Here is a 26255-nt window from a genome sequence, read left to right as displayed (position 1 = left end):
AAAACAAATTCAATGAAGAAGTACGAGGTATACAAGAACATTCGCAAAGGGGCAATGATATGGGGTCTTCCCATATCGCTCTTTGCAATGATGATGCTTTCCGTTTTGGCATCATTGCTCATCATCATTTTTTCATTTGGTCTTTTGGTCATCTTAACAGCCCTAGTATGGAACGGGGCATTGTACATCATACTTACCAAAATAGCTCGCAAAGCCTTGGTATTCAATTTTAGCAAGGTGTTCCCAAAAATCATCAGCAATAAAAAAGAAAACATACTTCATCATGTCGATTATTAATATAGCCAAATACAACCCTATTATAGATATGCAGGATAACATCTTGTTCGCCAACAATGGCAACGTTATTGCCTGCTACAAGGGCGTACTTCCTGAAATCTACTCATTATCTGAAAAGGATTTTGAAGATATGCATGGTACGTGGTTTCAAGCATTAAAATCACTGCCCGTGGGGTGTATGATACATAAACAGGATGTATACCTTAAAAAGGGGTTTACAGCCGAAAATTTACCCAATGATACTTTTTTGGCGAAGGCAACCCACCAGCACTTTAAAGGCAGGGAATTTATTGAACATACCAGTTACTTGTTTTTAACGCTAGTGCGAAACAAAGCGTTGAACAACCCCAAATATGTCAATCCCTTTAGAAAAGTAAGTAAGGGTATACATCAAGAACTTAACCAAACGGTTCACAGTTTTATAGGTGCGGTAAACGATTCTGTTACCTATATCAACAATAGTAGAAAGGTGAAATTCTCACCGTTGACTCCCAACGAGATTTATGGGTTTTCCAAAAACTTTTTTAACGGTTTTAATGAAGGATATGATACAGACATTCTTTTAGAAAAATCTAAAGTGACCATTGGCAACCATCATCTTGATGTGTTGGCTGTAAATAGCGAATCCTGTTTTGGTGAAAATGTGCAAACCAGTAAAATCAATGAACGGTTTACCTCGGATGATTTTGCTTTTCATCAAGGGTTTATTGATGGTTTGGGGCTTTCGTTAAATGAAAACCATATTGTTAATCAAATCATCTATTTAGACGATAAACAAAAATGGCGTAGGCTACTGGATAAGAAAATTGAAGAGCTAAAGAAAAGTTCAAATTTTGGAACGCAGAACAAGGTCATTTTAAAGAAAATAGAACATATTGTCGGTCAGATAAACAATGACGATAATGCTAGAATCATAAGAGGGCATCTCAACATCATCTATTGGGATAAAGATGCCACTCAATTGGAGCGTATTGGCTCTCAAATAAAATCAGAATTCAAAGAGCTTGATATAACACCTTACTATCCAAGAGGGGAAGAACGTAAAAATTACATAATAAATAGTTATCCCTGTTTTTCTTCTAATTTTTCAAATGAAGATTTATACGTCACCGACCTAAAACATGCATTATGCTTGTTTTTGAACAATAGTAATTATAGAACCGATTCGAATGGTATCATTTTTAATGACCGCGAGCATAACATACCAGTTTTAAAGGATGTTTGGGATGAGGAAAAGAAACGAATCAAAGCACGGAACTTTGCCATTTTTGCACCAACAGGCGAGGGTAAGTCATTTTTAGCCAACAACATTCTGCGCCAGTATTTTGAAATGGACGTTCGCTTGGTGATTATAGACTTGGGAGGGTCTTACACAAAATTTGCTAGCCTATATCCTGAGCAGTACACAGTATTGCGTTATGAAAGTGGCAAGAACTTGGGGATTAATCCTTTTTACATATCCAATACAAAGGACATTACTCCCGAGCGTTTGGAGGATTTGTCAGTATTTCTTTTTGAATTGATTGGGGAAGGAACAAAACCTAAGAAAGAGCAATCCGTAGCCCTAAAAAAGATTCTGAATGCCTACTACAAAACCACTTTAAAAAAGCACTCTTTAGATAGTTTCTATTCTTACATGGAATCGCAGCGGGAAGACCTTTTAACCAAGTTGCATATACATAGTGATTACTTTAATGTAGAAGGGTTCTTGCATATTTTATCGGAGTATGTTAGAGATGGTTTATACAGCTTTTTATTTGAAACCATTGAGGACCAATCGTATAAAATAGAGGACAAACGCCTCATAGTTTTTGAGTTGGACGAGGTAAAGGATAATAAGGAAATCCTGTCTGTAATGCTCAAACTTATAAAAACAGCAATACAGCGCACCATTTGGAAAAACAAGAAAGAAAAAGGCATTATCCTATTTGATGAGTTTGCCAAACAATTAAAGTTTGATAATGTTTTGGAATCGGTGGAATTCTACTATCAAGCCATCCGAAAACAAGAAGGGGCTATTGGTATTATTTTACAATCCATTAATCAATTGCCAAACAACTCTACCTCGGCAAGTATACTTGAAAACACACAGGTTATTTACAGTTTGAACAATGAAAAGGGGTATGATGAATTGGTAAAGCGCTTAAACCTTTCTAGCCATGACCTGAACCAATTAAAATCCATTAAAAACAATCTGTCCGGTAAGCGTAAGTACACTGAGATTTTTATAAAAATAGGGAAAGAGAGCAACATTTTTAGACTAGAAGTGCCCCTTGAAGTTTTTGCAGCTTACCTCACCGATGGAGCGGACAATGACCGCATTATGAGCATTTATAAAGAAAAGGGCTCGATGGAGAGCGCCATCAAAGAATTTATTCATTTAAAATCACAATAGTTATGAGAACATTAATTTTTATGTGCCTTTTGGCACTCGGAACAATGCAAAATGCAGTTGCACAGGGTATGCCCGTGTACGACAACACCAATTTTATTTCACTGGCAAAATCGCTCGTTGAAGCAGGTAAGCAAACCAAAAACATTATAAAAACGGTAGAGTTTATGAAGCAGCAAAAAGAGCGTATCGAAAAGGTAAGTAATGTAGTAAAGCAGTTAAAAGCGGTACGGGAGCTTGCCCGAAACAACGAACGTCTTTTTGATGTGGTGAGAGGTGATGTGCGAAACATTTTAAACTCGCCATACATCAAAGCAGAAGAGGTTGCCAGAGTATCGCAATCTTTTGAAGTCATTATCGAAAACTCCATTGAAGACTTAGATTTTGTACAGCAAATCCTTACCAGTAATAGCTTGAAAATGACAGATGCTGAACGTGCCACAGTATTAAAAGAACGTGAAAAACGCTCTAAGGCTATGGTAGATGAAGCAATGCGTAAAACCAAGCGGTACAATGACATTATTTCTTTTAGAGAAATGCAGGACAAGATTAATAACAGAACTACAGATTTTTAGATTATGCAATTGGTTATCCCATTAATAGGAGGATTGGAATATGTAGACGCTATCTTTCAAACTATTAAGGATAGTGATTTTCTACAGTATACCATTGTTGGGATGAAAGCCCTTGCCATCCTATTCTTTTTAATCAACATCTTAAAAAAGTATAATGAAGGTGTTGCAAATAGGGATGGCTATACTTGGGGGCTTACCCCAACAGAACTTATTAAGAATTTCATCATTGTTATTCTGGTTATATTTTCAAGTCAGGTGCTAGAGGTTTTCGATACCATTCTAGTAGCCATAGAAACCCAATATCGGGACACAGCCCCGTCATTATTGCCATTGCAATTACAAGACGTAGAGATTGAAGAAGATATTGGTGCGGTAGAAGCAGCTAGTAAAGGTTTGGCATTGCTGTTCGAGGCGTTAAGCACTCCATTGTTCGGACTAAGGATGCTTGCGTTCATCTTTGGTGTCTTTTTATGGTTGATAGACCTTTTTATCTATCCTTTGTTTTTAGCGGAACGTTTTTTCTTGTTGGGAATCATGCAAGCATTTTTTCCACTGGTAATAAGCCTTGCCGTATTTGAAAAGTTTAGGTCTATGGCATATTCCTTTTTTAAGCTATATGCAGCAGTATATATGCTAGTGCCCGCCTTTTTTCTGGTAAACGTATTCGTTAATGCTTTGTATACCGAGTTTACTACCAACTACTGGAGCAGCCTGTTCGGTACTGATTTTGGAAGCACCTTTTTTGCACCTCTACTAGAGATGGGCACAATAGGGTTTATTGTCTTTTTAAAGTTCAAACTCTATAAAAGGGCAACCTCGTTCACCTTTAAATTATTTACATAAACCCATAAATAAAAGCTATGAAAACACCATATAAAAACATTTATGAAGTCCTAAAAAACAATCGCTTTATAGTATTGGCGGTGGTGGCAATGTCCATGCTTTCTACCTTGGTATCAAGCATTGTGTCCTACAAAATGTATGATAAGGCACTAAACGGCTCTTTTGCCATAGGCAATCAAGGCGAGGTAATACCTCTACAATGGGTGCAACAAAAAGAAAATTTAGAGGTAGAAGCATTAGAGCATTTGCGCCTTTTCCACAATTATTTTTATGATTTAGACCCTGCCAATTTTGAAAACAATATCGAAAAAGCATTGTGGCTTGGGGATAGTTCGGTAGACAATGTGTATCGGCAGAAAAAAGCAGATGGCGTATTCAATAGGTTAATGCAATATTCTTTGGTGCAAAAAGTCATCAGCATAGAATCTGAAATAGACCTTGCCAAAGAACCTTACGCCTTTTCAACAAAGACAGTTTTTCAGATTAATAGGGGAACAATGACGGACACCTATGAAATGGTAACTACGGGTGCACTGATTCACTTAGAAAACAGGCATTTTCCCAAGAATACCCACGGACTTTTGATAACGAATTATTTTGAAAACACATTGAAAAAGATTGATTATGAAAATAGATAAGAAAAAAATCACCTTTGCAATCATCATCGGGTCAGTGGTCATATTCATTATCGCTTATTCTGTGATGGCTTTTGGTGGTGATGAAGTTGAACAACACACATTGCAACAACCTTTAGTACCTGTATTAGAGACTGCCAAGGAAGATTATTCGTCTAGGTTGGATGCAGTAGACGATTTGAAAGAAGTGAGGGAAACCAATGCTCCAAGCATTTATGATGAAAAGTATTTGGATTCTACGGGAGTATTTGACCCAGACCTCTTAGAAAAGAAAAAAATACGAATGGTAGACAGTATTTACAGAAATAGTAAAATCAATTATACCACAGGAACATACAAAAAATCTACTTCTTTAGGCGATAGTGCAATCCAGCGTATTACAAAAAAAAAGAAGTTGCCCATTAAGGAAACAACTTTAAAGTTACCCGAAATTGGCACAAAGGAAATGGCACTTGAACAGCAGTTGTTCTTTGCATCAAATCCATTACCCAATTTAGAAGATGGAACTACTCCTTTTGTTGAAGTTGCCATTAATAAGAATCAAGTCATACAGACAAATGACCGATTACAGATACGCACTTTAAAAGATGTAACCATCAATGGTCATTTCATTCCAAGAAATACACTTCTTTTCGGCATTGTAAGTTTTAAACCCAATCGAGTGTTATTGACCATTGATAATATAGATAACATCCCCATCACCTTAAAGGCATTTGATATTCACGATGATTTGGAAGGGGTTTATGTTGAAAATAGCTTTAGAGAAGAATTAAAACAGCAAATACTTGGTGATGTGATTGATGATATAAACGTGCCTGGTGTACCGCAGGTAACGGGGTTAAAAAACGTTTTTAGACGCTCTAACCGAAGAGTAAAAGTTAAGGTATACGAACACTACCGATTACGATTAAAAGTAGCTACGAGAAATTAAATTTAGGCAGTATGAAAAAGATAATAACAATGCTGAGTTTGGGGTTTGCAATCTCTGCTCACGCCAATATAGAAAAGCAGTTAGATACCATTTATGCAAATGAAAAAATGACAATGGCGCTGTTTTTTCCATCAGAAATAAAACAAGGTATCACAGGTTCAGAAAATTTTGTTTTTACCTACAATAGAGAGAAAGAACAAAATCTAGGATTGTTAAAGGCGGTTAAGGGTAACCATAGCAATTTATTGGTACTTACCACAGATGGAAAGGTTTATTCCTACATCTTGCAATATGCGGAACATATAGAAAATCCAAATCGGTTTATAACCTTGGATGAGAGTATAGGAGATGCTAAACGGGTATTAAAAAAGGAGGTAAAATCACAAAAAGAAGCCCAGAAAGACAGCATTTCCGTCAATGCTTCACAGGATCTGCTGCGCAGGGCCTGTGAAGCATTATTAAAACTGCCACAAGAAGAGAATATTAGGAAGAAAAACGGTAACGTAATATTGAGTCTAAAAAACCTGAAATATCAAGGTGATAATGTATTCCTTCAATTTGAAATTAACAATAAATCTAGAGTACGGTTTGATTTTGATTATTTGCACATTTTTAAAGTGAATGGCAACAAAAAACGAAATGCATCCTATCAAGAGTTGGCATTACAGCCCGTTTATATATTTAATGAACCGGAACGGATTTTTCCCAATACCAAAGTTCAATTTGTGTATGTCTTGCCAAAATTTACACTTGCAGAAAATGAAAAAATGGAAGTGCGTTTACAGGAAAAGGAAACAACTAGAGGGGTCGTCTTAAATTGGCGATAACAAAAAAAGCCTTTGTTGAAAAGGCTTTTTTTATGGAGAAAATCGCTTAGTCATTTTCAGAATACTTGAACAGTAGTGTAGGGGTGTCTAGTCTTAGGATAATGTTTAGTGCCGTACTAGGGTCCATAAGGCGTTCCCAAAAATTTCTTTTCTTGGTGCGTAAAGCAATCAGGTCGAATTCTGGATTTTCAGTAGATGCCTCACGGGTTACGAAATTTTCAATATCTTCTTTCCTGTTTTCGTAGGTAAATGCATTTTCGCCCAACTCAGAAAGTATATAGTTCATTTTCTTACGATTCTCTACGGACGGTTCATTTTCAGAAAAATGTAATACTTTGATTACGGTCTCCAAAAAGTTATTCTTTATCCATTTTATGTAGGCATAATCATCCCCTCTTAAAGTGGTCAAATAAGCAGTATTGAGCAATGATTTAAAGGAATGGTTGTTGGGCACTATCAAAGTGGGTAGTTCTGAAACATTCAACAGTACTTGTCTAAAAATACTCTGTTCCTTGAACTCCGATATTTTAAAAACTGCCTGACTAGCAATGATTAAATCTATTTTTTCTTCATTGATGAATGCTTCCAAAGATTTATCTACAACCCCTCTCACCATCTTTACAGAAACCCAATCCGAATCAATAACATCATTCGTGTTTTTGGCAACATACGCTTCGAGGTCTTTTCTTTTTTGTTCTCTTTCTTTGCTAAAAAGTATACCTACCTTATTGTAATAATGAGGTGAGGATAAAAATATAGGCTCTCTGGTTTCATCAATCTGTAAAATATGCAACCGCAAGTCCAATGCTTTACACATTTTACTAACGTACCGCAGTAACTGTTGCGATTGTCCATCTACATTTGCAATAAGCATTATATGTTTCATAGTTATGCTTTTTTATCCAATAAATAGGTGTAGTCCTCAAAATCCAAACCACCTTCAAAAATCTTTTTTGACTTTTGAATTATGTCTTTAGCTAGTTCGGATGAACATCCCAATCCTATAGCATATTTAAGGATTAGTTTTTCTTCCTGCTCGTCAATTTCATTGTCTGCATAAATCATTTTAAACAAGTCAAAAATATGTTGTAATCGTTCTTCCTTGCTGCTTACAGAAGGGATGCTATAGCGAGAAGGGTCTTTAACGATTTCTGCAAACTGATTTTCGTTAATGTTCAATTTATCGGCAAAATTGAAAAGGAGCTTTTTTTCTTGCTCATTTACTTCGCCATCTACGGCAGCAATGTTTGTAATAGCTGCAAAGTGGGCAATATTGTTTTTTTGCGTGCCTGATTGGTATAAATCTGATATTGACATGATAATTAAAGTTTTTAGTTAATGGTATTGAGACCCTTAATCAAAATGTGGGTCACTTATAAGCTATCTTACCCATGATAAAAAGTAATGTACTTTTCCTAGATAGAGCAACTTTCTGATTATTTTAGAACCTCTGCCTGCGACTCGGAAACTTCTTTAATAGGAATAATAATTTTGCCTTTTTCGTTTTCTAGAATCATGCTGATGTTGTCAATGGCTTTTACAACTCCTTCTCTTCCTGCAATATTGACTTTATCGCCAACCTCATAATTTCTTCTAGTGTAGAAAGTCAATAAAATATCACCTATAAGTTTTTTAGCCCCCAGACCAAAGCCTATAGCAATGGCTAGTAAAAATGCACCAAGTATTATGGTTACATTGTTTGTAATTACTGTTGTGTCTATTCCAGCCTGGTTAAGTGCTGTAATTGAAATAATTATGGCGATAATATAAAATGCGAGGTTACTGATTATTTTACCACCGGCAAGGTCAAAAGAATTATAAAAACCATCAATTGCAGTTCTAACAAACTTAGCGATGTACATACCCACCATAAAGATGGCAATTGCACTTAATAATTTTGGTAAGTACCCTAGAAGATTGCTTATCTCTCTCGATAATATTTCCCAATTCATTACATCCGCAGCGGCAATAAGGAATGCCAAAAACAAAATCCATTTTGCAAAAACGACCACCACATTGGTAATATTGAACTTGATTTTTGAATCGCCCAAGATTTTTTGCTCATTGATTTTAGCCGTTAATTTTTCTACACGGGCTAACTTTAGTACTTTTTTAAGTAGGTAGACCGCTATTTTGGTTATTATCCATCCTACGATTAGAATTACGATTGCACCTAATATATTGGGTAAGGTAGAAAGTGTTTTCTCGCCCATTGTTTTCAAAGAAGCTACGGTTAGGTCAGACCATTGTGTGATTTTGTCCATTGTATTATGTATTAAGGTTATTATTCAGTTTTATGTTCATTACTATTTTTAGGTTGAAATAAAATATTTCCCATGGTATTGCCATAGCCCTTGGTAAAAAGTGAAGTCATATCGGTTAACAGCTTTAGCGCTTCTACTTCTCTCATGACAGATTCTTTAAGGTCCTTAGGAACTTCCTTTGGTGGATGTCCCAACGTTTTAAAAGGGTTTCTCTGCTTCATACCTTTAAAATATAGGCAAGCAATTTACATGCTAGCGAATTTTTGATGAAGATTGAGACACAGGGTTTAAAAACGGGTCACTCATTTAGGATTTAGAGTGCAAAAATTATGGAAAGACTATTCTTATTTTTTCTTTTTGTTCTTGATTAAATCTTCAAAAACAGAACCGAATTTTAACGTAAACAGGTCTGCAAAATCTGTCAAGAGATTCGTTGAGTTCAATTCGCTCATAACCACTTCTTTTACCTCTTCAGGAACATCTTTATCATTAATTATCTCTTTAAACGGATTCTTTTTCATCATTTCAATTTATCGTGTTCTTCAACAACCCTAATTCTAGCTCTTTTTAATCTCATCTTTACGGCACTTTCCCCAATTTTCAACACTTTCTGTAAATCTTTTACTGAAATATCATCTTGATATTTGAGCAATAATAATGCTTTATCCTCTGGTGAAATCTGCTCTAATGCTTTCTTCAACTTTGCGGCTTTCATTTCAAACAAATCATCTTCCTCAATATCTTCCATTTCAGAAAGGTAATAATCGTGATTATCCCAAGTATCGGACGCATCGCTCATTTTCCTGCCTTTGTCTCTATTTACATAATTGGCACAAAAATTATAGGTAAAGGAATACAACCAAGTGGAAAATTTGGACTTCCCCTGAAACGTGCTAAGTTTTGTATACAGTTTTAAAAATACTTCTTGGGTAAGGTCTTTTGCTTCCTCTTCGTTACGAGAAAAGCTGTAGCATTTATTGTAAACCTTCCTACTATATCTGTCATAAAGTTTGCTAAAGAATAGTGTGTTGTTGGTAGATACAATTTCTTGCACCAGTTCTAAATCGGAAAGTTTTTTGGGCTTACCAATGGTACTTTTTGCAGTATTGACTACAATTAAAATTAACTTGTTTAGCAAGCTCATCTAAGGGGAACATTCAAGATTTTATGGAAAATCAAAGTTAAAAATAAATGTTAAAATTTAAAAGTATTGCTATTAGTGTCTTATGTCTAGAGGATAAATCTGCGCCTGAATTTGATGGATGATTTTACAAGAAAATAATTTTAACAAAAAAATAAATAAAAAATTAGCAGATATAAGTAATTGTAAATCATTGTTTAAGTAGCTTATTTTATTCTTTTTTTAGCAATGAAGAAATTTTTTTTCAAAAAAAAGTGACCCAAAATTACAGCGAGTGTCTCAATTTCCGAAATGTCCGAAAAAGATAAACAAGGACTATAATTTAAATAATAATAAAATGAAAAAAATAACCTTATTGTTAGTATGTGTATTGGTAAGCTCTGTAAGTTTTGGTCAAAAAAAACCAAAAATAAAAGGAGATAAAAACGTAACGACCGTTAATAATGTTCTAGATGCAGATTTTAATGCAATTGAGGTAAACGATGGGTTAGAAGTTGTGATTAACCAAACAGGACAAAACTCGTATTTGGTTACTACCGACCAGAATTTACAAGAGATAATCCAATTTAACGTAACAGATAGTATTTTAAAGATTTATACTTTAAATAAAATCGTAAGCAAGAAGAAACTGGAAATTAACCTAAACGTTAAGGAGGTTAAGCACCTTATCTTGAAAAACGATGTGCAGGTTAGTGGACAGGGGCAATTAAAGTCCTCTAGCGTAATGTATATTAATGCTTACAATTCTAGTAAGATTGATTTAGATGTGCAGGCAGATGATGTTGTGGTAACACTTCAACGTAACGCTGGTGGTAAGTTAAAGGCAGATTCTAGAAACACTACCATTGTAATGAATGATAGAACTGATTTAAAAGCCACGGTTATTGCGAAGAAAGCTAGAGTTACATTAACGAAAAGCGCACAATTGGATTTAAGGGGAGATGCAGATTTTGCTGCCTTTAACCTAAAAGGTTCATCAAACTTGAACTCTCGTAAAATGAAAGTTTCGTCTGTAGATTTGTACACCTCTAACAGTTCAGATGTTTATGTACATGCCAGTAAGAACCTAGAGTTATATGCACAAGGTAAAAGTAAAATCTATGTGTACGGCGACCCTAAAATGGAAATTAAAGGTTTGACTGACAAATCTAAGATTATCAAGAAATAAGCATAATTCATAATAGTTTATGATTATTGGAAAGCCTCCAAAATGGGAGGCTTTTTTCATTCTGTATGCTTCTCTATGAAATAGTTTGCTCAATCTTTTTCTAGATTTTATGGTGTTTTGATAATTACCTAAGAAACTGAAAAATAGCTTATCAGAGGCAGTTATTTTAAGATTAAATTAACTTTTTATCTTTAATGCAATAAATAAAGGTTACGATTATTGAAAATAGGTATTACATTATCAGGAGGTGGCGCAAGGGGTGCAGCCCATACTGGGGCGTTACAAGCGCTCAATGAAAATGATATTTTTCCACAAGCTGTTTCGGGTTCAAGTGCAGGGGCGCTTATAGGAGCCTTGTATTGTTGCGGATATGCCCCAAAAGAAATATTGCAATTATCGACAAACCATTCTTTTTTAAAAATCTTTAGACTTGGTTTTATCAATAAAGGGTTGACCGAGCTTACCTATTTAGAAGAGTTTTTAAACGTCAATCTCAAAGTAAAAACCTTCGAAAATCTTCCAGTTTCCTTAAAAGTGGGTGTAACGAATATCAATACAGGAGCGTTTGAAATAATTGACAGTGGGAATATTGTGGATGCGGTTGTTGCTTCCTGTTCTATCCCTTTACTTTTTAGACCGAAAAAAATTGGAAAAGACATTTATATTGATGGTGGAGTTACAAATAATTTACCTATTGAATGCTTAGAAGCTGATGTCGACAAAATTTTGGGTATTAGTGTTTGCCCACATAAATACGATAGTAGGGTAGATGGGATGAAAGATATTGCAGAACGTGTATTCCATCTTGCCGTTTGGAACAATATGGAAAGTAGAATGGCAAAGTGTGATTTTGCCATAGAAATTGAAGGTGCCTTTCCATTTGGTATGTTTGATTTACAGCAGTCCCAAGAACTTTTTAAAGTCGGGTATGATGCCCTGAAGCAAGATATACAAAGGGTCAAACGAATTTTTGAAATTTAGGGTGACCCGTTTTTACAATAGGTGTCTTAAAGTATGTATCTAAATGAAACACAATGAAAAGACAACATTTTAAACTTATGGCGCAAACGAATTTGGACCATATATGTGAAAGAATTGAAGAGTTAGAAGAAGAACTTATGAGAACTTCGGCTAGTTCTGTATTGTTTAAACAATTGGAAGATGAAAGGGATGCCTTGATAGAACAATACAATGCACTAGATGCAATTCCTAAAAATGAATGGTCAACAGCAATGTTACGATTTATTAAGGCAAGGGATTTATTATTACAAAAATTGAAACAAACCGAACGCTTAGCCGCGTAAATAAAAATAACCAAAACAATCTAAAAATGAAACTTAAAACAATATTAGCATTAGTTTTTGCAACGATTATCGTGGTGTTCTCACTACAAAATTCTGAAGTAACCGATGTGGAATTCCTCATCTGGAAATTGTCAATGTCTAGGGTTTTAATAATCCTCGGAAGTTTTGGAATTGGTGTATTGGTAGGAATATTAGTTTCTATGAAACGAAGACTTATACCCAAAAAAGAAGATTAATTTAAAACTTAAAAAATGGCAAAAATTATAACGGTTGAACCCGATAGTGTTCCAGAAGAAATTATTGTAAATGATAATATTCACGACATTATAGTTAAGGTAAAATTAGACTATCATTTAATAGATTTACAATTAAGGATGCAATACTGCTTGCACTTATTTATGTATGACATTCATGGAGAAATAGATGCTCCACTGGTAGTGCCCAATTGGGATGAAAGTGCTATCCATCCTATAGCTTTGGACAGTAGAGATGATTTTCTAGGTTCTGCGACCAGAAAGGTTATTGCCTTAAAAAAGCGGATGGAGTATAATATACCAATGGCACTGCATTTGGGAAAACTTAAAAAGGGTGATACATCTATTTCACGAAAACTAGAAATATTTGCGACGCTTACTCCTGCTGTTGGTAGAGCATCAAAATGGTCAAAACCCTTTGAATCTATACTATTACATTAAATTTTGTTTAAGGTGCCGATTGATATACTCAAATAGCAAATGTAGGTTTAGTATTAACCAAATATTAAACTCAGGAAATAAATTAAACCATAAAAACAACCAACCATAACAATGAACGATATTAATTCCATTTTAGAACACCCTCTTTTTGTAAAAACTGCATCCATTTTTATCCTTTTTATAATAATTTACATTGTGGTGAGCTTGTTAAAAAAGGGTGTTTCACGAGTCACAAAAGACAATAGTTCCAAGTATAAGTTCAGAAAATTGGTCTCCTTTCTTGGTTATGTCCTTTTTGCGATTGGTTTAATGTTCATTTTTAATACGAGCTTTTCTGGGGTTGGTACTGCTTTAGGTGTTGCAGGAGCGGGTATTGCCTTTGCTCTACAGGAAGTAATTGTAAGTATAGCGGGCTACATTGCCATTTTTACAGGTAGGTTTTATAAGGTGGGCGACCGTATAAAATTAGGCAGTGTTAAAGGTGATGTCGTTGACATTGGGTTGTTACGAACAACCCTTATGGAAATTGGGGATTGGGTAAACGGAGACCTTTATAATGGAAAAATAGTACGGGTTGCCAACAGTTTTCTCTTTAAAGACCCAGTGTATAATTATTCTGGTGATTTTCCTTTTTTATGGGACGAGTTTACAGTACCCATTAAAACCCATTGCGACCACAAATTTGCCAAACAAACCTTTGAAGGAATTTTAAAAGAAGTAGTTGGAGATTTTTCAAACCAATCGCAAGTAGCTTGGGATAAAATGATTGGCGAATACAGCATAGAGAATGCCAAGGTACAACCAATGGTAACTATGATTTTTGATGAAAATTGGATAACCTTTACGCTTCGTTATGTGGTAGATTTTAAGATGAGACGAACTACAAAATCTGTCTTGTCAGATAAAATTTTAACCGCAATTAATAGTTCAGATGGAAAACTAGAGGTGGCATCGACAGCATTTGAAATCACCGCTTTTCCAAAATAATATCCCAATAACCTACTTCGCTTATGTTTCGTATTCTAGTTACATTCATTTTGATATTTTTTACCGCTCCATCATTTGGACAATATGCTGAAAATATTGCAAGTGGTAGACCAGGACAAGCTATCGGTGCAAGAACTCTTGGAGAAAGTGTTTTTCAATTACAATCAGGTTTTTCCCGTACTCAATTCCCAAGTGAGAACTTTCAAATCAGTAATGTTCAATTTAATAATGTACTTAGATTAGGAATAACCGAACGCTTTGAATTAAGCGGTGTCGTGAATTGGCAAAGCGATAAAAATCAAATTCTTAACGAAAGCAATACGGTTAGTGGAATTAGTGATACCCAATTGGGAGGACGTTATACCATAGTAACAAATGAAGGTTGGAGACCAGCTATTGCCTTACAAGGAAGGATTTTATTGAATTTACAGAGTGAAGCCTTTAGGATGCAAAATTTGGGTGCACGGTTCATTTTAGCTATGGGTAACAGTTTAACTGAAAAGTTTTCCCTAAGTACTAATTGGATTTTAGGCTACAAACGAAACGGTGGTAGACCATCTTACGGCTATGTAATAAATTTAGGATATGGTATTACGGATAGGTTATCGACGTTCGTTGAAGTTTTTGGAGCATTAAATGATATTGATATAGATATTGATGCAGGCTTTGCTTTTTTGATGAATAAAGACCTACAACTTGATTTCTCTTTCGGAACTTTAAGCAATGGTAATACTACCAGTTGGTTTGCCGATGCAGGATTGTCTTGGCGTTTTGATTGGCGTTCTACAATCTAAAGGCTGTTTTATTTCATCTTATTGCAGAATTTGCAAGCATATATCATAATTTTATGGAATTTGTACGACCAAAATATCTTTGTTCAAATTTTTTAGTTTGCTTTATAAAACCAAAATAAACAAGTCTATTTACCATTTTATGTTGGGCTATATCATTATATGCTCAGTATTGTTCAGTACTTCCTTAAATGCCCAAAAGAAGGATTCTACAAGCCATAAAGACAAGGATAAACCTATTGTGCTAAATGGTAAAGATGGTCCTTATATTATTAATGATACCTTATACCGCGTCAATGCTAAAAATAAACTTTTAACCGTTCCTGAATTCCTATCGGATTCTTTGGTTATACGTGCGGATAATGTAGATAATGACGAGTTTTATTTAAAATTGCGCTCAAAATATATTCCTTCAAAAAGTACCTTTCAACCTTCGGAAAAAATGATGGTTATTTCAGATATTGAAGGTAAATACAATGCGTTTTCCAGTTTTTTATTCGCCAACCAAGTTATTGATGAAAACCATAATTGGGTTTATGGTAAGGGCAAACTTGTCTTGGTGGGTGACTTTGTGGATAGGGGCAAAAATGTAACACAGGTACTCTGGCTAATTTACAAATTAGAGCAACAGGCTCTTAAAGCGGGAGGTAAAGTGCATTTTATTTTAGGTAATCACGAAGTGCTTAACTTTCAAGGCAATCACACCTACAATAGGGGTAAATACATAAAAGTTGCACAGGAAATAAGCGGTAAAAAAAATAAAACCGAGGCGATAAAATACATTTATTCAGACCAATCTGAACTAGGTAGTTGGCTATTGACCAAAAATGTTATTGAAAAGATTGGAGATTATTTATTTGTGCACGCAGGATTAAGCCCCGAGATTTTAGATTATAAATTAAGTTTAGAGGACATCAATCAAAAAATGCGATTGCACTACGTGCAAGGTCAGCTAAAGCCAAGTGATACCACTCGCTTTTTATACGGTTCTAAAGGACCGATATGGTACAGGGGTCTGGTAACAGCAAGACCACAATATTCTAAAATTGTACAAGCAGAATTGGATGAGATTTTAAATTTCTACAATGCTAAAAAAATGGTGATTGGGCATTCGGTGGTAAATACCGTCTCTTCTGATTTCAAGGGTAAAGTTATTCGGGTAGATGTGTCTCATGGGAGCAAGAAGTTTTCGGGAAGAACTAAAGGGCTTTTGATTGAAAATGGCAAAGAATATGTTGTGGATGATAAAGGCAGTAAAACGCCTTTAAATTAGCTTTATAGCTTATTAAAATGGTCGTCAAGAAATGCCAACCTATCCGAAATCCACTTATTTAAATAATCGTAATCATTATCATTGGTAGTGTCTTTTGCCCATCGATTAAATTCGCGCTCATATATTTTTTCTTCATTAAAACGCTCATAATATTTTGTAAATCGTTTGAAGATATTTTTATCATTCAATTCATCTGCACGTAATGCTTGCCAACGCAATTTCAATTTCTCGTTAAATCCATTTGGGTTTAAACGTAGTAACCTGTCAAAAAGATTGTTACTCAAAATATCGTTTGTGGTACTTATTCTTTTCCCTTTTAGAATAACACCAAAAGTTCCATCAACATCCCAAGGCACAAAAAAGTAAGGTTCTTTGGCATCGTATTTTGCCAAATAGTAATTCTTACCAAGATTATCGGTAGCTCTTAAAAGATTCACATAAATGAAGTAATCAATTGTATTGGAAATATCAATCTGCCTACCTATGTTCTTTATAAAAGAATCATCAGATTGATTGACTACTAAATCTAGTAAAGCCGATAGATTGTTCCAATGTGAATTGTAATCGATTACTGGGTATTCCATCCTAAACCCCAAATAATGAGGAAAAATGTTGTTATACTCGCCAGCCTTTTTGAACGATGTACCACCTTCATAAGAATTGGCTTTGAACAATTCACCAAATACCTTTGTTCCATCGTTCTTTTTTAGCCTTAGTTGCTTTCTGTCAACAGATTCTGAAAGCCCATATAATCCAAGATATTCGCCATTTCGAAACAACTCAACAAATTTTACACCAAAACCATTGACCGCTTTCGGTTCTTTATCTAAATAGTAAGGTTTGTGAAAATCTGTCCACATCTTTGTAGCAACAGTAGAGCGTAAACGTAAAGGTTCGTTGTAGAGTCCATCCAAAATCCAATCATCATCAGACCTAAGTCCTTTGAACTTTACATCCTTTGATTCTTTCTTGAGGGAGTCTTTCCATACCTCGATATCATAGGATTTTTTAGGAAAGGTTAATGATAGATTACCTCTTTGGCGTATGCCCATAACACTTTCTTCAAATTTATTCTCATTGTAGTATGTAAGATACCCTGGTGTCTTTTTATTGTTGACCAACTTAACCGTATCAAAGTTTATTTTCACTACGGGTAACCTTGTAATATATAAATGGAAAGTAGAGTTATCTCTTTTTAATTCGTAAGATTGGTTGTAAGACAGTTTAGAAGTAATCTTGGGAAGTTGATAGACCGCATTGAATTCTATTTTGTTATTGTTTTCAAAAGCTGTTAGACTATCTAAATTGGAATTGTGCCAGACGATAATCTTATTTTTATCATCTACCCCATAACTACCTTTTTTGGGAACAATAGTTTGCGAAAAAAGTGTGTTGGTAATCGATAATACTATCATTGACCATATAAAAAAAGTAAGATTTTTGGCGTGCATTTTTGACTTTATAATAAATTTCAAAAATAAGAATCTTCCACTTTTTTAAAAATAAACTGTTAAAAAGTATTTATTTTTGCATTTTTAATAAGCAAGAATTACTTCTTTTATGGAATTTTTAGGTTTTGCGCCTATAGATGCTATACAACGAGAAAGTTTCATGCAAATACCTAAACCATAATACATTGAGCCAGTCAAAAAATAGAGCATTTACGAATATGCTCACCAATACCCTCAGAAATCATTATACCTTAAATCAAATGGTAGATAGAAAAGCACGTATTATATTATCTGTAAATGTGGTTTTACTTTCTTTCATTATAAGTAGAATTATTGCTAATCAGAATGTGTACGATTTTAAATTTTATGTCATTGTGATTGGTAGTTTATTTTGCTTGGTATCCATCATTTATTCTGTTTTAGCAATTATTCCGGAGAGTGATAAAAACCAAATGAATGCTGAGTCCCTAAAAAGTGGTTCTCTAAACCCTCTATATTTTGGTAACTATCTTAGTATGGAGGAAGAAGACTTTGAGAACACGATGATTGAAATGGGAGGCGATAGTGAATTTGCCCATCGGTCAATGTTAAAGGATATGTACCATATTGGCGTAATACTTGACAGAAAAAGACGCTATTTGAAAAACTCAGTTGTTGCTTTGACTATAGGTGTATGCATAGCTCTTATTCTTTCTATTATTTTAAAATTTGTACAGTGAAAAACTGTGTGACCCAAAATGTTGTTTAGGGTCTTAAATCTACTTAAAATATAGTCGAACTACACACCTAGGATATGAAAAAATCAGAAGAGTGTAGTGTGTTCTTTTAAATATATGTTATCATGATAAACGCAAAGTTTCACTTGGCACTACCTTGTAGAGATATACAAGAAACCAAAGAGTTTTATACGCAACAGTTAGGCATGCTTTTGGGCAGACAAACTGATAAATGGATAGATGTTAATTTATTGGGTAATCAAATTACGTTCACCTGTGCAGGGGAGTTCAATTTTGATTTTAAGGATTATAAGATTGGTGAAAATGTGCTCCCGTCATTCCATTTTGGAATCATCATAGAAAACCAAATATGGGTAGACCTGTACAAGCAATTTTTTCAGAATAACAATTTAGAGGTTACCACCGAAGTTGTTTTTATGGAAAACAAGGTAGGGGAACATCTTTCGTTTTTCGTAAAAGACCCCAATGGTTATATGATAGAATTTAAAAGTTTTAAAAATGATGTTGAAGTTTTCCAACAACGCTGATGCAATAGACTTTTACGAGTCATTGGCTCATTTATTTTATGCTATCGCAATGTCCGACGGGTCTATGACCCGTGAAGAAAAGTTGAAAATTATTGCATCAGTAGAACAACATTGGTCAGTACCTATTGATACTACTAATAGTAAAGAGATAATGTATCAAACATTAAGGGATTTAATTGCTAATAAACAAAAAAGTTCTAGAGCCTTTGAAATATTCCAGATGTATTATTCCAATCATATAGCGATTTTTAGTGAACAGCTTAAACATACAATTAAAGAAGCCTGCGATGCAATAGTTTCATCTTTTAACAAAAAGAATAAGTCTGAAATAATAATGCTCACCCAATTGAATTTGCTATTCAAAAAGAAGCTAGAGCGTTAGCTCTAGCTTCATAACAACCTAGTGTTCCAACCAATAGATTAGATTGTTTCATCAATCAAAAAAACTAATCATCTCATCATTTTCACTCGCACTTTTATGACACTTGTTGTTAACCAAGGTCACATAAAATTCAACAATTTTATTGCTTTGCCTTAACTGTTCTCATTTGCACAATATCTACGAAGAAGGCAAATCCCATAGAGAAATAAATATATCCCTTTGGTATTTCAAAATGAAGCCCTTCGGCTATTAGGGAAGTTCCAATCATCATCAAAAAACAAAGCGCTAAAACCTTAAAAGATGGATGTTTATAAATGAATTCACTAATTGCTTTTGATGCGATAAGCATTGTAGTTACTGCCACAATAACGGCAGTATACATAATCCAAATTTCATTTACCAATCCAACTGCTGTGATTATGGAATCAATAGAAAACACCAAATCGAGAATGATTACCTCAAATAAAAGTGTTTTGAAACTTACCTTTTTTACAGGCTTTAATGTACTGTTTTCTTGTTCGGTTTTTAAGTAAATCTCTTTGGTGCTTTTGAACAATAAGAACAACCCACCAAATATTAAAATAATTCCTTTACCGGTAAATTCAATTTCTAATAATGTGAAAAGTGTAGCATCTAACTTTATTATCCAAGATATCAATGCCAGTAACGCAAGCCTTACTAAAAGGGCAAGACCAATACCCCAAACACGCAGTTTATCCCTTTTACCTTCGGGGAGTTTATCGGCAAGAATTGAAATGAAAATAATGTTGTCTATTCCCAAAATGACTTCTAAAGCTATTAGAGAAAGAAGCGAAATAATTGCATCCATGAAGTGGTAAGATTTTCGAAAAAATTATTGTTGAGCGAAAAGGTGAACATCTCTTTGGGGAAAGGGAATCGTAACCTTGTTTAGTCTAAATAATCTATCAATTTCAAAGTGTAAATCACTTTTTGGTTTAACGGCTAGAAAGCTATCATCAACAGTAAAAACCAACTTAAAATTTAGGGAACTATCGGCGAATTCGGTAAAAAACACAACAGGCTCTGGGTTGTTTAATATGCCTTTAGTGCTATTGGCTGCCTCAATTAATAGCCGTTGTACTAATTCTGTATCTGACCCATAAGCAACACCAACGTTCACATTTTCTCTAGTAAGTTTATTGTTCTGAGTCCAGTTGTATAGGGTATTGGACAAATACGTGTGGTTAGGAATAATTAGCACTTTATTTTCAAGATTTATCCCTTTGGTAGTTCTCAAATTTATGTCGGTAACCCTAAGCACTTTTCCATCAACTTCTATAACATCTCCAACGTGAACCGTCTTATCAAGTAATACAAAAATACCGCAAATAATATCTTGAAAAAGCGTTTGTAATGCTAAACCAACTCCAATTAAAAGAGCAGCAGATGCCGCAAAAATAGCAGTAATATCAACACCAATATTATCTAGAGTAATAAAGGTTACAATGATGTAAATAAAATATTTGGCAAAAGAGAAAACAGTTTTGAACTTCTGACTTTCGTTTACACTTAACTTTCTATTCACCATTCTTCGAATGACCTGGAGTATTAAGGATGTAATGATAAAAATGACAATTAGGATAAGAATTGCCTTAACTGAAATTTGTATGTCCTTCCCAAGGGAAATGGTATAGTTAATAATTTTATTGATGATTTCCATAATTGAAGTTTGTTATATGATACCCCTTGAGACACGAAATAAACTATTGGGTCACTTCAACATTTATTTGGAAAGAAATATAATACCATTCCTATAGCTGTATTCACTTTGTATTTTGTATCGCTTCTATTGATTCTATATTTCACAAATTCTGTTTATAATTTCCTCATAGGCAAGTCCATCACTGTTACCTTTTTTTGATAGCAAAACAACAACATTTATCCCTAGCGATGCGGCATAAAGCCGTTACGTAAACTCCACTTTTTATACGCCCTGCTAGGGATAAATATTGAATCCACAACAGCATCAAAAAAAGGTAACAGTGACGGCTCTATGGGAAGTAAATCAAAAACAAAAAAGATGAAATCATACAGAAACAATAAAACAGAAGCGATACAAAAGTTAAAAAATCAAAAAAAGGAAAACGCTCTGGATATAATAAGTAAATCACTTTTAAAAGCCTTACGAAAAGGCAAAAATCAAATAGTAATAATTTAAATTTTTTAGTTATGAGTACTTTAAGAAACAAAGTTCAGTTAATCGGAAACATTGGAAGCGAACCAAAAATTACAACCCTTGAAAACGGTAATAAACTTGCCCGTTTTTCTATGGCCACAAATGAGTATTATCGAAATGCCCAAGGCGAAAAAGTACAGTCTACACAATGGCATTATGTGGTAGCGTGGGATAAGAAAGCGGATATTATAGAACAATACACGCACAAGGGTAAAGAGGTAGCTATTGAAGGTAAATTGATTTCAAGAAGCTATACCAATGAAATGAATGTTAAGTGTTACGTTACGGAAATTGTAGCAAGCGAAATTTTGCTATTGGGTTCTAAAAACGATAGTGTAAATACTAATGAAATTGAAGTAAAAGAAGCTATCGAAGAACCTCAAAACAAAGGCAATAAAGAAGCAACTACTGCCACAAAAACACCACAGACAAGAAGAACCCAAAGCCGTAAAAATAAAACGGAGAAAACAGCTTAAATAAGCTAGTTGAACTAAAGTAAAGAGGGCGCACCCGCAAAAGTAACGCCCTCTTTTTTCATTAATAACCTAATACAGATTACAATGAGACAACAAGTTAATGAAATTAAGATAAGTTACAAAGACCGCATAAAGTCCGATAATTGGATAAAGTTAACTACCTCGCAAAATGCAGCTTCGTTTATCTACGATTATTGGGATAAAGACACCATTGAAGCCCACGAAAGTTTTAAGGTGCTTCTATTGAACAACGCCAATAAAGTGAAAGGGGTTTTTGAACTTTCAAAGGGTGGTATAACTGGTACGCCAGTAGACCTAAGATTATTACTGGCAGTCATTTTAAAAAGCCTTGCCGTTGGTATTATTTTAACCCATAACCACCCGAGCGGTACGTTAAGCCCAAGTAAAACGGATAAGGAAGTTACAAACAAAATAAAGAAGGCTACGGCGTTATTTGATGTTCGGGTATTAGACCATATTATAATCACTCCAACAGGCGATTATTTCAGTTTTGCCGATGACGGGTTACTTTAAATTTTTAACTATGATTTATTTGAATTTTACAAACCTAGATGAAGATACACAGCAGTATTTACTCTCCCTATCAAGGTCCGATATTGAAAGCAAATATGGTGTACAGCTAAAGCGATATGCAAAACAGAATAACCTTAGTTACCAATCGCTATTGGAACAAGAAGCCCAACGTAATTTGTATAGTTTTGATTACGTTTTTAATATATAGAAATATGTTACCCACCTAAAAAGAGCAGTTGTAAGACTGTTCTTTTTTTTGATAGATATACAATCATTTGTTACGCTTATTGAGAATCTTTTAAAAGCAATTCACCAGATTTCTTAAAACCTAGGTACTGGGCTGTAAGTTGGGTATTTGCGAATACCTTGGTATTTGTATTGTTTTTCGACCGTGTGCGGGCGAAAAGGAATAGCAAGAGGGTAGCGCGCTAAAGCGACGCTACGAGTTTGATTTGCTCCGCAAAAGCCCATAAATAATGGAGTTTGAACGTTTTTTAGTAATAGAAGAGATTCAAATTTTGGCGCAAACCGTTCTCAAACCCTCATAAACACGGTAAAAGTTTGGCGCAAAATGATTGTAAAAGGAAAATACGAGTATAAATACAGTACCATAAACCTAAGGGAATTGGTTGCGAAACGCTTTCGTTTATTTTCAAAAAAAATAGCCAAATCGCATTCGGAATCCCTCACCATTATTATGGACTTTTTTGAGTGGCACGGTTTTAATCCATCAAAAAAGTTTGCTCAAAGTATGCTTCAAGAACTGCTTAAAAATAGAGAGTTAACCAATACATCCATAAAAAGAAATGAAGCCACTATAGCTATTTTAAGAGACATAGAAATCAATCAAACCAAGCCTACTAATGCGATGCTTTTATCCCTTTTTGAAGCCAATACGAAGGATAAAAAAACAATCAGAAAGGAGAAAAAAAGTAATGAAAAAGTTATTGAAACAAGAAAGGAAATTGAAATAACCGTTCCCAAAATCCGATACGAAAGGTTGGCAGAGAAGATGCAAAGCATTACCAAAGATTACGATTATGTTTTGAACAAAATAGAAGTAGTAAAAAGCAATTTTGGGAAAGAGTTTTTAAAGCTATCCATATCAAAAGAGGAGTTGGAAAAGTTTAAAAGAGCACTAAAAAATAAATGAAGATGCATATTAGTATAACACCACAAAAAATAGGAAGAGGTAACGAAACATATAACAGTAGTGTTACTGATTATGTCAACTATCTAGAGAAAGAAAATGAGGGAAAACATCCTGAATTACAAGAATATTTCTTTGACCAAATTAACGATGAGGTTAGCATCGAGAAAGTTATTTCGGAAATTGACGGAAACACTAAAAAACTAAAGAAAAGAGACCCGAAATTTTACTCCATAGTTGTAAGCCCAAGCGCAAAAGAACTGAAGCATATTAACAATGACCCTGCATTTTTAAGGTATTATACTAGGGAACTAATGAAGGATTATGCAGCATCATTTTACAGGGATAGAAAGATTACCGTGGACGATATAAAGTATTATGCTAAGATTGAACATGAGCGAACTTATAGAGGTTTTGATAAGAAGGTTAAAGCCAATGAACCTTATCGAAAAAGGATAGCAAAATTACAAAATCAACTTGCCAAAATACAGCATGGAGAGCTTAAAGGAAACACAAAAAAAATTCAACGAAAAATTAATGAACAGATAACGCAAGCTCCTTATAAAATCAATGGAAAAATTTTAACAGAAGGCATGAAAAAAGACGGAATGCAAACCCACATTCACATCATTGTAAGCCGAAAGGATGTTACAAATACATACAGCTTATCTCCTAATTCTCAACACCGCAAAAACACAACTATTTTGAACGGAAAGGAACAAAAGCAAGGTTTTGATAGGAGTACTTTTTTTGAGGCTTCGGAAAAGAGGTTTGACAAAATTTTCAAGTACCAAAGGGAGTTCATACAAAGTTATAAGGCAAAAAACCTTTATAAACAGAACCCTGTTAAATTTTTTGCCATTGTTGCAGGGCTTCCCATTAATGAGCGAATGGCAACTATTAAAACTTTGCAAAAGATAGGATTGCCCACGAATAAAAAAGGTGTGGCATTTAAACTTTTCGAAAAGACAGGATTAAATGTACCTAGCATTCCTACAAACAAAGTTGAGCTAGCAATTAAAGTATTCAATAAACTAAAAAAGGGACTTGATAAAGCAGTTCAATCAGGTTCGATAGGGGTTTGATTATGATAGATTCAACAATTATAATATCAATTTTATGTTTTATGCTACTTTGCTCCATTTCTTATTGTGCGATTAGGTATATGCATAGAGGATTCTACATTGTTCTAATTGCAGTTGTAATTTCAATAGTGTTGTATGTTTTTATAGTGCCTTTAAATGTTTTTTTAAAGACCCTGGTATATTTTAAACTGCCTTATATTTTGGGCAATCTATTTTTGTTTATTCACTATCCAAAGGAAGAAGATTTGCCTAATGTGCTTCAAAAGTACAAAGTCATTATAGACACTAAGGGGTATCGCTTAAAATTAGGAAACATACGAAGAGGTATTTCCATAATTGGTTCGGCAGGTTCAGGAAAAACAGAAAGTGTTGTATACAGCTTATTTGAACATTTAGGTACTCATGATTTTTGTGGTGTTATGCATGACTACAAAAACTTTGAAATATCCGAAATGGCTTATCCTATCTTCAAAAAGACCAATAAGGATTTTTATATCGTTTCGTTTGACCCCATTTATAATAAAGTAAATCCAATTGCCCCAAAATATATTCCAGACGAGGAAAGTGTAAACGAAATATCTAGAGTTCTTATCGAGAACTTATTGGAGTTAAAAGAATCTGGAAGTACAGGCGCATCAAAATTTTTTAATGATGCCGTAGAAGGATTAATTGGCGGGTTAATTTGGAGGTTAAAGGAAAACTACCCAGAGTACTGTACCATTCCTCACATGATAGCAATTTATCAATATTTAACCACCAATGAATTGGTTGAATTCCTAAGTGCAAATGTTACCTCAAAGGCTATGGCAGATGCCTATATTGTTGGAGTAGATTCAGATAGACAAACGGCAGGAGTGCGAAGCACTCTAGCCAATGCATTCAAAAAAATAAGTACCCAAAAAATATTCATGGTTTTATCTGCTGATGAAGTGCCTTTGAACCCAAACAATCCAGATTCTCCGTCCGTAATCTCGGTGGTCAACAATCCTAAAAAAGAAACATCGTTATCTCCAGTCATTGCAACGGTAATTCATTCCATAACCAAACAAATGAGTGAGCGCAATCGGCTTCCTTCTTTTCTATTAATGGAAGAAGCTGCAACGCTGAGGCTTTTAAATATGCATAGAATACCAGCAACATTACGTAGTTATGATATCATTACTATTTACGTTTTGCAGGATAAAATTCAGAACGATATGATGTATGGCGATAAAGCAAGTAAAGCTATATTGAGTAACCTTTCATATCAATTTTTTGGTAAAGCTAATGACCCAGATACTGCAAAGTATTACGAACGTTTTTTCGAAATCATAAAGAAAGAAACTAGGAGCGTTAGTAAAGGACATTCTTTGAATTTTGATACCCGTATAACCCAAGGAGAAAAAGAAGTGGCTAAAAGACGTGCTGATGCTTTCTATGGGTTGAAACAGGGAGAGTTTGTTGTATTCTTTGACGGTAAAGACAAAAAGGTAACGTTTAGGTTAGCGGAAATAAAAAGGGAACTTCCAGAACCTTTGAATTTTACAGAAGCAGAATTTAAAGCCAACTTTGATAAAATCCATCGGGAAGCGCAGTCATTATTTGATTCTTAGT

34 protein-coding genes are annotated in these 26255 nt (G+C 34.4%); 25 read left to right on the top strand and 9 right to left on the bottom strand.

Going from position 1 to position 26255, the window contains the following annotated elements:
- Positions 1-12: 12 nt before the first annotated feature.
- From AACM45_RS18995 to AACM45_RS18965, 7 genes are read left to right on the top strand one after another with little or no spacing between them, the layout of a single operon-like run.
- Positions 13-297 (top strand): hypothetical protein, encoded by a 285-nt coding sequence (locus tag AACM45_RS18995; RefSeq protein WP_339144654.1) that lies wholly within the window; start codon positions 13-15, stop codon positions 295-297.
- Positions 284-2692 carry a TraG family conjugative transposon ATPase gene (locus AACM45_RS18990; protein WP_339144653.1) on the top strand — a complete coding sequence of 803 codons (2409 nt, stop codon included), beginning with the start codon at positions 284-286 and terminating at the stop codon, positions 2690-2692. Before AACM45_RS18995 ends, AACM45_RS18990 begins: the two co-directional genes overlap by 14 nt.
- A gap of 2 nt (positions 2693-2694) precedes the next feature.
- Complete coding sequence (locus AACM45_RS18985; RefSeq protein ID WP_339144651.1) at positions 2695-3264, top strand: conjugal transfer protein; 570 nt, start codon at positions 2695-2697, stop codon at positions 3262-3264.
- Between the two features lie 3 nt (positions 3265-3267).
- The gene (locus AACM45_RS18980) at positions 3268-4107 is read left to right on the top strand and encodes a hypothetical protein (RefSeq protein WP_339144649.1); all 840 of its coding nucleotides are present in this window, start codon (positions 3268-3270) and stop codon (positions 4105-4107) included.
- A 17-nt stretch (positions 4108-4124) separates the two neighbouring features.
- On the top strand, positions 4125-4745 hold the full coding sequence (locus AACM45_RS18975; protein ID WP_339144647.1) for a conjugal transfer protein TraK: 621 nt from the start codon (positions 4125-4127) through the stop codon (positions 4743-4745).
- A complete protein-coding gene (gene traM / locus AACM45_RS18970; protein ID WP_339144645.1) occupies positions 4732-5673 on the top strand; it encodes a conjugative transposon protein TraM in 942 nt (313 codons plus the stop codon). The genes AACM45_RS18975 and traM overlap by 14 nt, the downstream gene beginning before the upstream one ends.
- A gap of 11 nt (positions 5674-5684) precedes the next feature.
- Positions 5685-6500 (top strand): DUF4138 domain-containing protein, encoded by an 816-nt coding sequence (locus AACM45_RS18965; RefSeq protein WP_339144644.1) that lies wholly within the window; start codon positions 5685-5687, stop codon positions 6498-6500.
- Positions 6501-6546: 46 nt separating this feature from the next.
- On the opposite strand, the gene AACM45_RS18960 is transcribed toward AACM45_RS18965, so the two are convergent.
- The 6 genes from AACM45_RS18960 to AACM45_RS18935 form a co-directional block, all read right to left on the bottom strand.
- A complete protein-coding gene (locus tag AACM45_RS18960) occupies positions 6547-7386 on the bottom strand; it encodes a universal stress protein (protein WP_339144642.1) in 840 nt (279 codons plus the stop codon).
- A 2-nt stretch (positions 7387-7388) separates the two neighbouring features.
- Positions 7389-7817 carry a TerB family tellurite resistance protein gene (locus AACM45_RS18955; RefSeq protein WP_339144641.1) on the bottom strand — a complete coding sequence of 143 codons (429 nt, stop codon included), beginning with the start codon at positions 7815-7817 and terminating at the stop codon, positions 7389-7391.
- A 119-nt stretch (positions 7818-7936) separates the two neighbouring features.
- A complete protein-coding gene (locus AACM45_RS18950) occupies positions 7937-8764 on the bottom strand; it encodes a mechanosensitive ion channel family protein (RefSeq protein WP_339144640.1) in 828 nt (275 codons plus the stop codon).
- Between the two features lie 20 nt (positions 8765-8784).
- Positions 8785-8985 carry a hypothetical protein gene (locus AACM45_RS18945; RefSeq protein ID WP_339144639.1) on the bottom strand — a complete coding sequence of 67 codons (201 nt, stop codon included), beginning with the start codon at positions 8983-8985 and terminating at the stop codon, positions 8785-8787.
- Between the two features lie 123 nt (positions 8986-9108).
- Entirely contained in the window at positions 9109-9285 is a 177-nt protein-coding gene (locus tag AACM45_RS18940; RefSeq protein WP_339144637.1) for a hypothetical protein, read from the bottom strand.
- A complete protein-coding gene (locus AACM45_RS18935; RefSeq protein ID WP_339144635.1) occupies positions 9285-9908 on the bottom strand; it encodes an RNA polymerase sigma factor in 624 nt (207 codons plus the stop codon). The genes AACM45_RS18940 and AACM45_RS18935 overlap by 1 nt, the downstream gene beginning before the upstream one ends.
- Positions 9909-10242: 334 nt before the next feature.
- Between AACM45_RS18935 and AACM45_RS18930 the strand changes: the two genes are divergently transcribed.
- The 8 genes from AACM45_RS18930 (at position 10243) to AACM45_RS18895 (ending at position 16123) form a co-directional block, all read left to right on the top strand.
- A complete protein-coding gene (locus AACM45_RS18930; protein WP_339144633.1) occupies positions 10243-11073 on the top strand; it encodes a GIN domain-containing protein in 831 nt (276 codons plus the stop codon).
- A gap of 219 nt (positions 11074-11292) precedes the next feature.
- Positions 11293-12054 (top strand): patatin-like phospholipase family protein, encoded by a 762-nt coding sequence (locus AACM45_RS18925; RefSeq protein WP_339144631.1) that lies wholly within the window; start codon positions 11293-11295, stop codon positions 12052-12054.
- A gap of 53 nt (positions 12055-12107) precedes the next feature.
- Positions 12108-12377, top strand: coding sequence for a hypothetical protein (locus AACM45_RS18920; protein WP_339144629.1), 270 nt, complete (start codon positions 12108-12110; stop codon positions 12375-12377).
- Between the two features lie 26 nt (positions 12378-12403).
- Positions 12404-12613: a LapA family protein gene (locus AACM45_RS18915; protein ID WP_339144627.1), complete on the top strand. Its 210-nt coding sequence runs from the start codon at positions 12404-12406 to the stop codon at positions 12611-12613.
- A gap of 15 nt (positions 12614-12628) precedes the next feature.
- Positions 12629-13072 carry a hypothetical protein gene (locus tag AACM45_RS18910; RefSeq protein ID WP_339144625.1) on the top strand — a complete coding sequence of 148 codons (444 nt, stop codon included), beginning with the start codon at positions 12629-12631 and terminating at the stop codon, positions 13070-13072.
- 111 nt (positions 13073-13183) lie between these two features.
- The gene (locus AACM45_RS18905; protein ID WP_339144623.1) at positions 13184-14059 is read left to right on the top strand and encodes a mechanosensitive ion channel family protein; all 876 of its coding nucleotides are present in this window, start codon (positions 13184-13186) and stop codon (positions 14057-14059) included.
- A 23-nt stretch (positions 14060-14082) separates the two neighbouring features.
- Positions 14083-14853: a transporter gene (locus AACM45_RS18900; RefSeq protein ID WP_339144622.1), complete on the top strand. Its 771-nt coding sequence runs from the start codon at positions 14083-14085 to the stop codon at positions 14851-14853.
- Between the two features lie 97 nt (positions 14854-14950).
- Positions 14951-16123, top strand: coding sequence for a metallophosphoesterase (locus tag AACM45_RS18895; protein WP_339144620.1), 1173 nt, complete (start codon positions 14951-14953; stop codon positions 16121-16123).
- Positions 16124-16125: 2 nt separating this feature from the next.
- On the opposite strand, the gene AACM45_RS18890 is transcribed toward AACM45_RS18895, so the two are convergent.
- The gene (locus AACM45_RS18890) at positions 16126-17538 is read right to left on the bottom strand and encodes a CotH kinase family protein (protein ID WP_339144619.1); all 1413 of its coding nucleotides are present in this window, start codon (positions 17536-17538) and stop codon (positions 16126-16128) included.
- A gap of 221 nt (positions 17539-17759) precedes the next feature.
- Here AACM45_RS18890 and AACM45_RS18885 point away from each other — a divergent pair, with 221 nt between their 5' ends.
- From AACM45_RS18885 to AACM45_RS18875, 3 genes are all read left to right on the top strand, one after another.
- A complete protein-coding gene (locus tag AACM45_RS18885; protein WP_339144618.1) occupies positions 17760-18293 on the top strand; it encodes a Pycsar system effector family protein in 534 nt (177 codons plus the stop codon).
- A 122-nt stretch (positions 18294-18415) separates the two neighbouring features.
- On the top strand, positions 18416-18838 hold the full coding sequence (locus AACM45_RS18880) for a VOC family protein (protein WP_339144616.1): 423 nt from the start codon (positions 18416-18418) through the stop codon (positions 18836-18838).
- Entirely contained in the window at positions 18810-19220 is a 411-nt protein-coding gene (locus tag AACM45_RS18875; protein WP_339144615.1) for a hypothetical protein, read from the top strand. The genes AACM45_RS18880 and AACM45_RS18875 overlap by 29 nt, the downstream gene beginning before the upstream one ends.
- Positions 19221-19359: 139 nt before the next feature.
- On the opposite strand, the gene AACM45_RS18870 is transcribed toward AACM45_RS18875, so the two are convergent.
- Positions 19360-20049 (bottom strand): TerC family protein, encoded by a 690-nt coding sequence (locus AACM45_RS18870; protein ID WP_339144614.1) that lies wholly within the window; start codon positions 20047-20049, stop codon positions 19360-19362.
- Between the two features lie 24 nt (positions 20050-20073).
- Positions 20074-20901 (bottom strand): mechanosensitive ion channel family protein, encoded by an 828-nt coding sequence (locus tag AACM45_RS18865; RefSeq protein ID WP_339144613.1) that lies wholly within the window; start codon positions 20899-20901, stop codon positions 20074-20076.
- A 360-nt stretch (positions 20902-21261) separates the two neighbouring features.
- Here AACM45_RS18865 and AACM45_RS18860 point away from each other — a divergent pair, with 360 nt between their 5' ends.
- The 7 genes from AACM45_RS18860 to AACM45_RS18830 all read left to right on the top strand — a co-directional run bounded on the left by AACM45_RS18860 (position 21262) and on the right by AACM45_RS18830 (position 26254).
- Entirely contained in the window at positions 21262-21399 is a 138-nt protein-coding gene (locus tag AACM45_RS18860) for a hypothetical protein (RefSeq protein WP_339144612.1), read from the top strand.
- A gap of 11 nt (positions 21400-21410) precedes the next feature.
- A complete protein-coding gene (locus tag AACM45_RS18855; RefSeq protein WP_339144611.1) occupies positions 21411-21893 on the top strand; it encodes a single-stranded DNA-binding protein in 483 nt (160 codons plus the stop codon).
- Positions 21894-21977: 84 nt separating this feature from the next.
- A complete protein-coding gene (locus AACM45_RS18850) occupies positions 21978-22427 on the top strand; it encodes a JAB domain-containing protein (RefSeq protein WP_339144610.1) in 450 nt (149 codons plus the stop codon).
- Positions 22428-22437: 10 nt separating this feature from the next.
- Positions 22438-22635, top strand: a complete 198-nt coding sequence (locus tag AACM45_RS18845) for a hypothetical protein (protein ID WP_339144608.1) — start codon at positions 22438-22440, stop codon at positions 22633-22635.
- A gap of 363 nt (positions 22636-22998) precedes the next feature.
- On the top strand, positions 22999-23580 hold the full coding sequence (locus tag AACM45_RS18840) for a BfmA/BtgA family mobilization protein (RefSeq protein WP_339144607.1): 582 nt from the start codon (positions 22999-23001) through the stop codon (positions 23578-23580).
- 2 nt (positions 23581-23582) lie between these two features.
- Complete coding sequence (gene mobB / locus AACM45_RS18835; protein ID WP_339144606.1) at positions 23583-24662, top strand: MobB family relaxase; 1080 nt, start codon at positions 23583-23585, stop codon at positions 24660-24662.
- Between the two features lie 2 nt (positions 24663-24664).
- A complete protein-coding gene (locus tag AACM45_RS18830; protein ID WP_339144605.1) occupies positions 24665-26254 on the top strand; it encodes a type IV secretory system conjugative DNA transfer family protein in 1590 nt (529 codons plus the stop codon).
- Position 26255 lies beyond the last annotated feature (1 nt).

The sequence above is a fragment of the Croceitalea sp. MTPC5 genome, assembly GCF_036985505.1.
Lineage (GTDB): Bacteria > Bacteroidota > Bacteroidia > Flavobacteriales > Flavobacteriaceae > Croceitalea.
Note: the sequence above shows the minus strand (reverse complement) of the source record. Positions and strands in the feature narration are given on the sequence as shown.